The sequence below is a fragment of the Luteibacter jiangsuensis genome, assembly GCF_030812295.1.
Classification (GTDB): Bacteria; Pseudomonadota; Gammaproteobacteria; order Xanthomonadales; family Rhodanobacteraceae; genus Luteibacter; species Luteibacter jiangsuensis_A.
Genome location: NZ_JAUSSK010000005.1, coordinates 25,304 through 37,059 on the forward strand (window position 1 = coordinate 25,304; position 11,756 = coordinate 37,059).

12 protein-coding genes are annotated in these 11,756 nt (G+C 66.1%); 3 read left to right on the forward strand and 9 right to left on the reverse strand.

Annotated features, from left to right (window positions below; genetic code table 11):
- Positions 1–3 precede the first annotated feature (3 nt).
- The 3 genes from J2T07_RS16330 to efp form a co-directional block, all read right to left on the reverse strand.
- On the reverse strand, positions 4–288 hold the full coding sequence (locus tag J2T07_RS16330; protein WP_306851318.1) for a YciI family protein: 285 nt from the start codon (positions 286–288) through the stop codon (positions 4–6).
- Positions 285–1,622 carry a TRZ/ATZ family hydrolase gene (locus J2T07_RS16335; RefSeq protein WP_306851320.1) on the reverse strand — a complete coding sequence of 446 codons (1,338 nt, stop codon included), beginning with the start codon at positions 1,620–1,622 and terminating at the stop codon, positions 285–287. Before J2T07_RS16335 ends, J2T07_RS16330 begins: the two co-directional genes overlap by 4 nt.
- Positions 1,623–1,718: 96 nt before the next feature.
- A complete protein-coding gene (gene efp, locus J2T07_RS16340) occupies positions 1,719–2,297 on the reverse strand; it encodes an elongation factor P (protein WP_306851322.1) in 579 nt (192 codons plus the stop codon).
- An 88-nt stretch (positions 2,298–2,385) separates the two neighbouring features.
- Between efp and epmB the strand changes: the two genes are divergently transcribed.
- Positions 2,386–3,411 (forward strand): EF-P beta-lysylation protein EpmB, encoded by a 1,026-nt coding sequence (epmB, locus tag J2T07_RS16345; protein WP_306851324.1) that lies wholly within the window; start codon positions 2,386–2,388, stop codon positions 3,409–3,411.
- Positions 3,412–3,510: 99 nt separating this feature from the next.
- Positions 3,511–5,574: an EAL domain-containing response regulator gene (locus J2T07_RS16350; RefSeq protein WP_306851326.1), complete on the forward strand. Its 2,064-nt coding sequence runs from the start codon at positions 3,511–3,513 to the stop codon at positions 5,572–5,574.
- Between the two features lie 220 nt (positions 5,575–5,794).
- Here J2T07_RS16350 and rplS read toward each other — a convergent pair whose 3' ends face one another.
- The 5 genes from rplS to ffh all read right to left on the reverse strand — a co-directional run bounded on the left by rplS (position 5,795) and on the right by ffh (position 9,278).
- Positions 5,795–6,190: a 50S ribosomal protein L19 gene (gene rplS / locus J2T07_RS16355; RefSeq protein WP_029213713.1), complete on the reverse strand. Its 396-nt coding sequence runs from the start codon at positions 6,188–6,190 to the stop codon at positions 5,795–5,797.
- Positions 6,191–6,224: 34 nt separating this feature from the next.
- On the reverse strand, positions 6,225–6,986 hold the full coding sequence (trmD, locus tag J2T07_RS16360; protein WP_306851329.1) for a tRNA (guanosine(37)-N1)-methyltransferase TrmD: 762 nt from the start codon (positions 6,984–6,986) through the stop codon (positions 6,225–6,227).
- 19 nt (positions 6,987–7,005) lie between these two features.
- A complete protein-coding gene (gene rimM, locus J2T07_RS16365) occupies positions 7,006–7,521 on the reverse strand; it encodes a ribosome maturation factor RimM (RefSeq protein ID WP_306851331.1) in 516 nt (171 codons plus the stop codon).
- Positions 7,521–7,772, reverse strand: a complete 252-nt coding sequence (rpsP, locus tag J2T07_RS16370) for a 30S ribosomal protein S16 (protein ID WP_029213716.1) — start codon at positions 7,770–7,772, stop codon at positions 7,521–7,523. The genes rimM and rpsP overlap by 1 nt, the downstream gene beginning before the upstream one ends.
- A 126-nt stretch (positions 7,773–7,898) precedes the next feature.
- The gene (gene ffh / locus J2T07_RS16375) at positions 7,899–9,278 is read right to left on the reverse strand and encodes a signal recognition particle protein (protein WP_306851335.1); all 1,380 of its coding nucleotides are present in this window, start codon (positions 9,276–9,278) and stop codon (positions 7,899–7,901) included.
- A 121-nt stretch (positions 9,279–9,399) separates the two neighbouring features.
- On the opposite strand from ffh, the gene J2T07_RS16380 reads away from it, so the two are divergent.
- On the forward strand, positions 9,400–10,197 hold the full coding sequence (locus tag J2T07_RS16380) for a cytochrome C assembly family protein (protein WP_306851337.1): 798 nt from the start codon (positions 9,400–9,402) through the stop codon (positions 10,195–10,197).
- A gap of 124 nt (positions 10,198–10,321) precedes the next feature.
- Here the strand turns inward: J2T07_RS16380 and radA are convergent, their stop codons facing one another.
- Positions 10,322–11,710 (reverse strand): DNA repair protein RadA, encoded by a 1,389-nt coding sequence (gene radA / locus J2T07_RS16385; protein WP_306851338.1) that lies wholly within the window; start codon positions 11,708–11,710, stop codon positions 10,322–10,324.
- Between the last annotated feature and the right edge of the window lie 46 nt (positions 11,711–11,756).

Here is an 11,756-nt window from a genome sequence, read left to right on the forward strand (position 1 = left end):
GGTTCAGTCCTTCGGCACGGGGCGACGCGCACGCCATTCATGCACGGTGAGCGTGGACGAGCCGGTGATGTGCAGTGGATCGGAGTGTGCGATCCGCATCGCGGTGGCGAGGTCGGCAGCGCGCAGGATGTATGCGCCGCCGCTGCCATCGGTGAAGGGCCCGGTGAGTTCGAGCAGGTCCTGCCCGATCAGGTCGTCAAGGAACGCCTGGTGCGCTTCGCCCGCTTCCGGCTTGAAGGCCGGTTTGCGCATGGCGAGCACGAGATAGAGATGCAAGGGTTCGTTCATGCCGGGTCCTCCGCGGCGATGCGTTCACGCCAGGCACGAGCCTTGGCGCGGATGGCGACGGTGTCGATGCCCAGAAGCTCGCCCGAGGCAAGCTTGCGCACGCCATCGATCCACGCGTCGCTGACCTGGTGGCGGCCGGTGGCATAGACCAGCTGCGACGCCACATGGTAAAGCGGCTGGGTTTCCAGGGCGTCGAGACGCACGGCCACGAGGTCGGCCCGCTTGCCTGGTTCGATCGAACCCACGCGATCGCCCAGACCGATCGCCTTTGCGCCGTTGAGCGTGGCGGCACGCAGCGCATAGGCGGCGTCGAAGGCGGCGGCGTCGCCCGCCACGGCCTTGGCCAGGAGCGCGGCGGTGCGCATTTCACCGAACATGTCCAGATCGTTGTTCGAGGCGCAGCCATCGGTGCCTATGCAGACGTTCACGCCGGCGGCTCGCAGTTTCTCCGCCGGACAGAAGCCCGAGGCGAGTTTCAGGTTGGATTCGGGACAATGCACCACGGAAACCCCGGCGACGGCACAGGCGGCGATCTCGCCATCCGTCAGCTGGGTCATGTGCACCGCCACCAGGCGCTCATTGACGATACCGAGCTTTTGCAGGCGCGCGAACGGACGAATGCCGTCTTTCGCCACGGCCTCTTCCACTTCGTGCGCTGTCTCGTGCGTGTGCAGGTGGACGGGGATGTCGAGCTGGTCGGCCAGGACGCGGATACGTTCGAAGTTCTCGTCCGAGACCGTGTACGGGGCATGCGGCACGAATGCCGTCGTGAGCAGGGGCTCGCCGCGCAAGGCATCGTGTACCTCGACGGCACGGCTGAAGTATTCGTCGGACGTGGTCGCCCAGGCGGTGGGGAAATCGATCACCGGCAACCCGATGACCGCACGAAAACCCATCCGGCGATAGGTCGCCGCGATCACGTCGGGGAAGAAGTAGTTCTCGTTGGCGCAGGTGGTGCCGCCGCGGATCATCTCGGCCACGGCGAGTTCGACGCCGTCACGAATGAATTCCGGGCCCATCACGCGGCCTTCCGCCGGCCAGATGTGCTCCTGCAACCAGGTCATCAACGGCAGGTCGTCAGCCAGGCCGCGCAGCAAGGTCATCGGGTTGTGCGTATGCGCGTTGACCAGGCCAGGGATGAGCGCGTGCTCGGGCAATTCGATCCGCTCGCGCGGGGCGTAGGCCGCGCGAGCGGCGGCGACCGGCAGCACAGCCAGGATCTCGCCGCCGTGCACGGCGACCGCGTGGTCGTCGAGGACCACGGCGTGGGGCTCGACGGGGACGACCCAACGGGCCTCGATGAGGAGGTCGATGTCGGTAGGGCTGGCGGTCATTCGTGGCCTCGGTGGGGAAACGGGAGCCTCATACAAGAACGGCACGGCGCCCTCGGGGGCCGCCGTGCCGCGATACCAGGCAAAACGCTGGTGGCCTTACTTGACGCGGCTGTCGTACTCGCCGGTGCGCGTATCGACCTTGATCACTTCGTCCTGGTTGACGAAGAGCGGTACGCGAACGACGGCGCCGGTCTCGAGCGTGGCTGGCTTGCCGCCACCGCCGGAGGTGTCGCCACGGACGCCCGGGTCGGTCTCGACGATCTTCAGTTCGACGAACTTCGGCGGCGTCACGGCGATGATATTGCCGTTGAACAACGTCACCACGCACTCCTCGTCGCCCTTGAGCCATTTCCAGGCATCGCCCATCGCGGCGAGGTTCGCACGGTACTGCTCGAAGGTTTCCGAGTGCATGAACACCCACTCGCGCTCGCTGCCGGTGCCCTCGACGTACGAGAACTGGGCATCGGTGTCGACGGCATCGGCTTCCTCGAACGAATCGCTGGACTTCAGCGTCTGCTCGGTGGTGCGGCCATCCTTGAGATTACGGATGCGGATGCGGGTGAAGGCCTGGCCCTTGCCCGGCTTGATGAAGTCGGCTTCGGTGATGATCCACGGATCGCCGTTGTGAAGGATCTTCTTGCCCGTTTTGACATCATTGAGGCCAAGGGTCGCCATGCGCTTTCTGCTCCAGGGTTAAATCCGCCCCGCTGGGCGGCTAAAATGGGGTCTGTCACGGGCTCCTGGGCCCGATCCAAGGTCCGTAATGATAACCGCAAGCCCCACTTCCCGCCTATCGCCGCCCCTTCCTGGCTGGCGCGAGCTGTGGCGGGATGCCATCACCGATGCCGGGGAACTGCTGGCCGCCGTCGGCCTGGGCCACCGCTCCGACCTGCTCCCCCCGGATGACGCGGGCTTCCCGCTCCGCGTGCCGCGGGGCTTCGTGGCGCGCATGCGTCACGGCGATCCTTTCGACCCTCTGCTCCTGCAGGTGCTGCCCCGTGTGGCCGAGCATGATGTGGCGGAGGGATTCGCCATCGACGCGGTGGGCGACATGGCGGCGCGCGCCGGGCACGGCCTGCTGCACAAATACGACGGCCGCGCGCTGCTGATCGCCAGCGGCAGCTGCGCCGTGAATTGCCGTTACTGCTTCCGCCGGCATTTCCCCTACGGCGAGGAAATCGCCGCGGCGGCCCAATGGCGCGAAGCGCTGGCGCATGTGCGGGCGGACACGTCCATCCGCGAACTGATCCTGTCCGGCGGCGATCCGCTGTCGCTGTCCACGCATAAACTCCAGGAACTCACGCGCGGACTCGCCGACCTGCCCCACGTGATCCGGCTGCGCATCCACACCCGGCTGCCGGTGGTCCTGCCCGAGCGGGTCGACGAGGTCTTCACGGAGTGGCTGGCCACGCTGCCCCTGCAGAAGGTGGTCGTGCTGCACGCCAATCACGCGCACGAGTTCGACGATGCCGTGGACGCTGCCTGCGGGCGACTGCGCGCCGCCGGCGCCACCTTGCTGAACCAATCGGTACTGCTTCGCGGGGTCAACGACGATGCGGACGCACTGGTGCACCTGTGCGAACGCTCTTTCGCGGCCGGCGTGCTGCCCTACTACCTGCACCAGCTCGACAGGGTGCAGGGTGCCGCCCATTTCGAAGTGGACGACGACCGGGCCCTTGCCCTCATGGGCGAACTGCGCACCCGCCTGCCGGGCTTCCTCGTGCCCAGGCTGGTGCGTGAACTGCAAGGTGATGCCTCCAAGCGACCTATTGCCGATTTCGCGCGTTAGTATGGGCGGCATCCGGTCAGCATGAACTGACCGGACGCGCTGGGGGGAGCGGGCCGGCAAGCCGGTTCGCGGGGTGGGCAAGCGGCAATTCGGAACGGCATGAAACACGACAACGTCATCAGGATCCTCTTCATCGAGAACTCGGTGGAAGACGCCGAACTCTTGATCAACGTATTGCGCAACGGCGGCATCGCCGTTCGCCCCGCACGCGCGACCAACGCGGACGAGATCCGGGCCGCGCTGGACGATATCGGGCCGGACCTCGTCCTCATGAACCCCGGCGTGCCGGGCATCGACGCCGCCGCGGTGATGCGCCAACTCGACGCCAGCGGCCGCGACCTCGCCCTGATCGCCGTGGTGGATAGCCTGCACGACGATGCCATCGCCGACCTGTTCGCTAACGGCTCCCGTGGCGTGGCCTTGCGCAAGCGCCCGGACCAGGTGCTGGCCGTGGTCCGTCGTGAATTCGACGCCTTGTCCACCCGCCGCCAGGTGCGCCGGCTGGAAACCTGGCTGCGTGAGACCGAACGCCGCTGCGACGCGCTGCTCGATTCTTCGCGCGACGCCATCGCCTATGTCCACGAAGGCATGCACGTGCGCGTGAACCAGGCTTACCTGGAAGCCTTCGGACTCGCCGAGTTCGACGACATCATCGGCCTGCCGATCCTCGACCTGGTCGCCGGCACGCACGCCGATGAGTTCAAGGCCGTCCTGCGTGGCCTTTCCAAGGGCGACAAGACACCGCCGCCGATGGAATTGCTCGCACGCCGCGACGATGGCGGCACCTTCAAGGCCATGGTCGAATTTGCCCATGCCACCTTCGAAGGCGAGTCCTGCCTGCAGATCGTGTTCCGCCAGCAGACCGTCGACGCGGCCCTGGTGGCTCAGCTGCAACGGGATCCCGTCACCGGCCTGTTCAATCGAGCCCACACGCTCGCGCACATCGACGAAGCGGTGGCCGCGGCCGCGGCGGGACGTGCCGGGCAGGCCGTGATCCTGCTCGAACCGGACAACTGGAAAGACATCGTCGCCAGCGCGGGCATCGGCAACGCCGACCACCTGCTCGCCGCGATCGCCACCAAGGTCAACGAATCGATCGACGACGAGGACGTAGCCGGTGTACTCGGCGATCACACGCTGGGACTGATTCTCCACTCGCGTGGCGACCTCGAACACGCCGCGCTCACGGAGCGCCTGCGCCACGCCGTCGCCGAAAGCATCTTCGACGCCGGCTCGCGTTCGCTCACGGTCACCATCACGCTCGGCGGAACGCTGCTGGCCGAGAAGAACGCAAATACCGAAACCGTGCTGGACCAGGCCAGTACGGCGTTGCGGGCCGCGCAAAACCAGGGCGGCAACCGCGTGGAACTGCACGACCCCAGCGCGCGCGAGAAGGCCGACGCGGAACGCGAGCAGTACTGGTTGGACCTCGTCCGCCAGGCGCTCGCCGAGGATGGCCTGCGCTTGTACCACCAGCAGATCATCAGCCTGCAAGACGCCGCGGGTGAGTTCTATGAAATCCTGGTCCGCATGCGGGGCCCGAAGGGTGACGTGCTGCCGTCGTATTTCTTCCCGGTGGCGGAACGCAACGGCCTGCTTCCCGCGATCGACCGCTGGGTGCTCGGCCACGCGATCGACGCCCTCGCCCATCGCGAGAACGATAGCCTGACCACGACATACTTCGTGAAGATGACCCTGCAATCACTGGAAGACTCCGACCTGCTCCCCTGGCTGGTCCGCCGCCTCGAATCGGCGAACCTGCGCCGGAGCAAGCTGGTGATCGAGATGCCGGAATCGAAAGTGCTCACGAGCCTTCGCCCTACCCAGGAATTCGTGAGCGGCTGGCGCAAGGCGGGTGGCGGTTTCGCCATCGAGCAATTCGGCTCCGGCCTGAACTCGTTCCAGATGCTCAACCACGTCGAAGCCGACTTCCTGAAGATCGACCGCAGCTTCATGACCGACCTGCCACAGCACCCGGAAAACCAGAAGAAGATCGCGGAGATCTGCAAGGAAGGCCATGCCTCCGGCAAGCAGACCGTGGCCGAGTGGGTCGAGGACGCCGTCAGCACGTCGCTGCTGTTCGCCTGCGGCGTGGACTTCATCCAGGGCAACTTCCTGCAGGAACCGGCGAAAGTGCTGGCCGAGGAATACATGCCGGTTTAGCGGCGACTGCCCAGCCATCCAGGAACCAGCCATCCAGTGACTGGTGGGAGCCGACCTTGTCGGCGATCCCGCGGCAGCGGGCCAGGTTACGGCAAGCACCCATCGCCGACAGGGTCGGCTCCCACCAAGCCTGCACGACAACCGCTACAGCAGCACCAGCCGATACAACAAAAAAGCCCGCGATTGCTCGCGGGCTTTTCTTTCGCCTTGCTGCAACCGATTACTCGGCGGCGGCAGCGGCCTTCTTGGCGGCCTTGGCGGCAGCGGCGGCGGCGACGTCTTCCTTGATGCGGGCAGCCTTGCCTTCCAGGCCACGCAGGTAATACAGCTTCGCGCCGCGGACCTTGCCCTTACGCTTCACTTCGACCGAGTCGATCGCACGGCTGTGCGACTGAAAGACGCGCTCGACGCCGGTGCCGTGCGAGATCTTGCGCACGGTAAAGGCGGAGTGCAGGCCGCGGCTGCGCTTGGCGATGACGATACCTTCGAACGCCTGGACGCGCTCGCGGTTACCTTCCTTCACCTTGACGTTGACGATCACGGTGTCGCCAGGACCGAAATCCGGCAGCTGGCGGGTGATCTGCTCGGCTTCGAACTGTTGGAGAAGTTTGTTCATGGCACACCTGTCGCAATTGTTTACGGCGACCGAGTTATTCGGCCGCACCGTTTGGCCGTGCGTAGTCACGGCGGAATTCATCCAGCAATGCCCTCGACTCATCGTCGAGCGCACACTGCGTTAACAGATCCGGCCGGCGTAGCCAGGTCCGACCCAGCGACTGCTTGCGACGCCAGCGGCGAATGGCCGCGTGATCGCCGGAAAGCAGCACCTCCGGCACGCCACCCCATGCGTCGTGCTGCACGGGACGGGTGTAATGCGGGCAATCCAGCAAGCCATCCGAGAAGGAGTCCTGCTGGGCGGATTGCGCATCGTTCAACGCGCCTTCCTGTAGACGACCCACCGCATCGATGATCACCGCTGCGCCGAGTTCACCGCCAGACAGCACATAATCGCCGATTGAGAGCTCCTCGTCGACCTCGTGTTCGAGCAGGCGTTCGTCCACACCCTCGTAACGTCCGCAGATCAAGGCGACTCGCGGCATCTTGGCCAGCGCTTCCACCCGCTTCTGCGTCAGCCGCGCACCTTGCGGGCTGAGGTAAATCACATGCACCGGTTCCGGTGCCGCCTCGCGAATCGCCGCAAGCGCCGCCCGCAGTGGTTCGATCAGCATCACCATGCCCGGTCCACCCCCGAAGGGCCGGCCGTCCACGGTGCGGTAATTGTCGGTGGCGAAGTCGCGAGGGTTCCAGGCTTCCACCTGTAACAATTCGCGCTGCTGCGCCCTGCCGACCACCCCGATCGCGGCCGACTGGCGGACGAAATCGGGAAACAGCGAAACCACGTCGATGCGCATGATCTTCAGGTATCGCTGTTCAGAACTCGGGGTCCCAGTCCACCACGATGCGCCCGGCGTCGAAATCGACCGAATGCACGTAGGGGCCCTGGACGAACGGAATCAATCGCTCCCTGTCGCCGTCCTTCACCACCATGACGTCGTTGGCGCCGGTGGCGAAAAGATGACTCACCCGCCCAAGGTTCGCGTCCTCCGTGGTGACGACCTCGAGACCCTCGAGATCGGTCCAGTAGAACTCGCCTGGTGAGGGCGGCGGCAGCGTATCGCGCGAGACCGTGATCTCGCAGCCGACCAGCGCAGCCGCCTGGTCGCGGTCCTCGATACCCGGCAGGCTGGCGACAATGCCCTTGCCCTGCGCGCGTCCTCGGACTCCGTCCATCTCCCGTTCCACGCCCGGCGCGGTCAGCAGCCAGGGCTGGTAACGGAAAATCTGGATGCGGGGCTCGGTCCAGCTTTCGAGCTTGACCTGACCCTGCACACCGTGGAGCCCGACAATGCGCCCGACCCGGACGCGCTTACCGGACTCCGTCGACATCAAGCAGCCAGCTTGCCGGCTTCCTTCACGAGGGCACGGACCTTGTCGGTCAGCTGCGCACCCTTCGCCACCCAGGCCTGGACCTTGGCGACGTCGAGTTCGAGGCGCTTGTCGGCGCCCGAAGCAACCGGGTTGTAGTAGCCGACACGCTCGATGTTACGACCGTCGCGCGGGCTGCGCTGGTCGGTCACGACGACGTGATAAAACGGACGGCCCTTGGCGCCACCGCGCGAAAGACGAATCTTGACCATAAGTTACGAGCTCCAGAATGCCGCAGACCGGCAAGGCGCGCGCGAGAAGCGGGCGCGGTAAAGCCGGACATTTTAGCGAAAGTTTCCAAAAATGGAAGGGGGTTCAGCCCCTTCCGCAAATTGCGCTCAGCGCGGCGGCATCATCCCGCCCATGCCGCCCATGCCCTTCATGGCGCCACGCATCTGGCGAAGAAGGCCCTTGCTGCCACCCTTGGACAGCTTGGACATCATCTTTTCCATCTGCATGAACTGCTTGAGCAGGCGGTTCACGTCCGCCGGCTGGGTACCCGAGCCCCGCGCGACGCGGGCCTTGCGCGACCCATTCAGGAGGTCCGGATGGCGGCGCTCCTTCTTGGTCATGGAGCCGATGATGGCGACCATGCGCTTGAGTTCGTTGTCGTTGACCTTGGACTTCACGCTGTCCGGAATACTGGACATGCCAGGCAGTTTGTCCATGAGGCCTGCCAGGCCGCCCATGTTGCTCATTTGCTCGAGCTGGTCGCGCATGTCGTTGAGATCGAAGCGCTTGCCCTTGATGACCTTCTCGGCGAGCTTCTGCGCCTTTTCCTGGTCGACCTTGCGCTCGACTTCCTCGACCAGCGACAGGACGTCGCCCATGCCGAGAATGCGCTGGGCCACGCGGTCCGGATGGAAGGGCTCCAGGGCGTCGCTCTTCTCGCCAGCACCGAGGAACTTGATCGGACGGCCGGTGATGTAGCGCACCGACAGCGCCGCACCGCCGCGGGCGTCGCCATCGGTCTTGGTCAGCACCACGCCGGTCAGCGGCAACGCGTCGGCGAAGGCCTTGGCCACGTTGGCCGCGTCCTGGCCCGTCATCGAGTCGACGACGAACAGGGTTTCGATGGGGTCGAGGGCGCCGTGAAGGGCCTTGATCTCGCCCATCATCGCCTCGTCGACGTGCAGGCGGCCGGCGGTATCGACCAGCAGCACGTCGATCACCTCGCGGCGGGCGGCGGCAACGGCCGCCTTTGCGATGGCGACAGGGTCCTGGCCGGCTTCCGAGGGGAAGAACGAGACGTCGACCTGGGCCGCCAGCGTGCGCAGCTGTTCGATCGCCGCCGGACGATAGACGTCACAGCTGACGACCATCACGCGCTTCTTCTTGCGCTCCTTGAGGAACCGGGCGAGCTTGCCCACCGTGGTGGTCTTGCCGGCACCTTGCAGGCCCGCCATCAGCACGATCGCCGGCGGTTGCGCCGCCAGGTTCAGTTCCGTGTTGGCGGCACCCATCAGGGTGGTCAGTTCGTCGCTGACGACCTTGACCAGTGCCTGGCCGGGCGAAAGGCTTTTCAGCACTTCCTGGCCGACCGCGCGCACCTTCACGCGCTCGATGAGCGCCTTCACCACCGGCAAGGCCACGTCGGCTTCGAGCAGGGCGATGCGCACCTCGCGCAAGGTCTCGCGGATGTTTTCCTCGGTCAGCCGGCCGCGACCACGCAGGCGGTTGACGGTTTCGGAAAGGCGTTGGCTGAGCGATTCGAACATGGGGATTCGGGTCGGAATGCTGTAAACGACCGATTATAGCGGACTCCCGCCATGCCGCGCCGCTTCGGATGCCAACGTGTCGCATTCACGCTGCGGGATGGCTATGCCACACTGCGCGTCCATGATCGTCACCATCCTCTCGCTGGCCGCCGTCGCCTTCTACCTGTCCGCCGCGGGCGTACTCGCGCGACCGCTGGCGACGGGCGGACAACCGCTGGCCCGCGTCGGCATGGCACTGGCGACGGTCGCCGCGCTGGCGCATGCCGCACTGCTGCTCACGGCGCATCGCGGCACCCTGGACCTGCACTTCTTCGCCGCCCTGTCGCTGGTCGCCTGGATCGCCTCGGCCCTGACCCTGGTGGTCAACCTGTCGCGACCGGTCGCCGGGCTGGGCATCCTGATCTTCCCGCTCTCCGCCGCGTTTCTCGCCGTCGATGCCTTCCTGGCACCACGCACGGCCCCGGAGTCGATGAGCTGGCAGATCGAGCTGCATGTGACGATCGCGGTGTTCGCCTTTGGCATCCTCTCGATCGCCGCCGCGCTGGCGATCCTGCTCGCGATCCAGGAACGGGCCCTGCGCCGCAGCCGTTTCGGGCACTGGCTGCGCGCCCTGCCCCCGCTCACCCTCACCGAGGTGTTGCTGTTCCGCCTGATCGCGGTGGGTTTCGTGCTGCTGACGCTCACGCTGATCACCGGCGCGCTCTTCGTCGGCAACCTGTTCAGCCAGCACCTGGTGCACAAGACGGTGCTGTCGATCATCGCCTGGATCGTCTTCGGGGTATTGCTGTGGGGCCGCTGGAAGTACGGCTGGCGCGGCATCCGCGCCGTCTACCTCACATTGATCGGCATGGGCATCCTGCTGCTTGCCTTCTTCGGCACCAAGGCGGTGCTGGAGCTGATCCTGCACCGCACGGCGTAGTTGGACGAGCCACCCAGTGCGAATCCGCATGGGTGGGAGGGTGGGAGCCGACTCTGTCGGCGATGGGTGCTTGCCTCAACCTGGCCCGCTGCCGCGGGATCGCCGACAAGGTCGGCTCCCACCGTCACTCCCGGCTGGCGTCGATTGCTTGCGAGAGACGTTCCACGCCAATGACTTCCATCTCGCCCACGCGGCCGCGCTTGGGTGCGTTCGCCGCCGGGACCACGGCGCGGCGGAAGCCGTGCGTCGCCGCCTCCTTCAGGCGCTCTTCGCCATTGGGCACCGGCCGTATCTCGCCGGAGAGGCCGACCTCGCCGAAGGCGATGGATTTCTCCGGCAAGGGCCGGTCGCGCAGGCTCGACAGGACCGCCATCAGCACGGGAACATCCGACGCGGTCTCCTGCACGCGGATACCTCCGACCACGTTGACGAAGACATCCTGGTCGTAAGCGGCCACGCCACCGTGGCGGTGCAACACGGCGAGCAGCATCGCGAGGCGGTTCTGCTCCAGGCCCAGCACGACGCGGCGAGGATTGCCCAGCGACGATTGGTCGACCAGCGCCTGCACTTCCACGAGCAGCGGGCGGGTGCCCTCGCGGGTCACCATCACCGCGCTCCCGGCCGTAGGGCCAGAGTGCGCGGAAAGGAAGATCGCCGACGGATTGGGTACCTCGCGCAGCCCCTTCTCGGACATCGCGAACACGCCGAGTTCGTTCACCGCTCCGAAGCGGTTCTTGAAGGCACGCAGCACGCGAAAACGGCTGCCCGACTCGCCCTCGAAATACAGCACCGCGTCGACCATGTGTTCGAGCACGCGCGGGCCGGCGATACCGCCCTCTTTGGTCACATGCCCCACCAGGAACACCGAGGTGCCGGTCTCCTTGGCGAACCGCGTGAGCTTTGCCGCCGATTCACGCACCTGACTGACCGACCCCGGCGCCGCCGTGAGCAGTTCCGTCCAGATCGTCTGGATCGAGTCGATGACCAGTACGCGTGGCCGAGCCGATGCGGCCTGCTCCAGGATGCGCTCGATGCACGTCTCCGCCAGGGCATGCAGTGGAGCGAGCGGAAGATCCAGCCGCTGGGCGCGTCCGGCGACCTGCGCCAGCGATTCTTCGCCGGTGACGTACAGGCTCGGCAGGACCGCGCCCAGCGTGCCGAGCATCTGCAGGAGCAGGGTCGACTTGCCGATGCCCGGATCGCCACCGATCAGCACCACCGATCCGTCGACCAGGCCGCCACCCAGAACGCGGTCCAGTTCACCGATGCCCGTGTTCGTGCGCGCCTCGGCGGTAAGTAGCACCTCGGTGAGCGGCGTGATCCTGGGCGCACCCGCCGCGTCACCGGCGTAGCCGCCACGACGCGCACCCGTCGACACCGCGTTCGGCTTCGCCGCCTGGACGACGAACTCGGACAGGACGTTCCATTCGTTGCACTCGGCACACTGGCCCTGCCACTTGCTGTGTTCGGCGCCGCACTGGGTGCAGACGTAGGCGGTCTTGGCCTTGGCCATCGTTCGAGATATCCGTGAAGAAGTTGACGCTATATAGCGCGTGGCG

Excerpts from the sequence above, each read along its gene's own strand:
- rpsP (WP_029213716.1), bottom strand. The coding sequence starts at position 7,772 with ATGGTCAAGATTCGTCTTTCGCGCGGTGGCGCCAAGGGCCGTCCGTTT.
- J2T07_RS16335 (WP_306851320.1), bottom strand. The coding sequence starts at position 1,622 with ATGACCGCCAGCCCTACCGACATCGACCTCCTCATCGAGGCCCGTTGG.
- radA (WP_306851338.1), bottom strand. The coding sequence starts at position 11,710 with ATGGCCAAGGCCAAGACCGCCTACGTCTGCACCCAGTGCGGCGCCGAA.
- ffh (WP_306851335.1), bottom strand. The coding sequence starts at position 9,278 with ATGTTCGAATCGCTCAGCCAACGCCTTTCCGAAACCGTCAACCGCCTG.
- rimM (WP_306851331.1), bottom strand. The coding sequence starts at position 7,521 with ATGTCGACGGAGTCCGGTAAGCGCGTCCGGGTCGGGCGCATTGTCGGG.
- J2T07_RS16330 (WP_306851318.1), bottom strand. The coding sequence starts at position 288 with ATGAACGAACCCTTGCATCTCTATCTCGTGCTCGCCATGCGCAAACCG.
- epmB (WP_306851324.1), top strand. The coding sequence starts at position 2,386 with ATGATAACCGCAAGCCCCACTTCCCGCCTATCGCCGCCCCTTCCTGGC.
- efp (WP_306851322.1), bottom strand. The coding sequence starts at position 2,297 with ATGGCGACCCTTGGCCTCAATGATGTCAAAACGGGCAAGAAGATCCTT.
- trmD (WP_306851329.1), bottom strand. The coding sequence starts at position 6,986 with ATGCGCATCGACGTGGTTTCGCTGTTTCCCGATTTCGTCCGCCAGTCG.
- J2T07_RS16350 (WP_306851326.1), top strand. The coding sequence starts at position 3,511 with ATGAAACACGACAACGTCATCAGGATCCTCTTCATCGAGAACTCGGTG.
- J2T07_RS16380 (WP_306851337.1), top strand. The coding sequence starts at position 9,400 with ATGATCGTCACCATCCTCTCGCTGGCCGCCGTCGCCTTCTACCTGTCC.
- rplS (WP_029213713.1), bottom strand. The coding sequence starts at position 6,190 with ATGAACAAACTTCTCCAACAGTTCGAAGCCGAGCAGATCACCCGCCAG.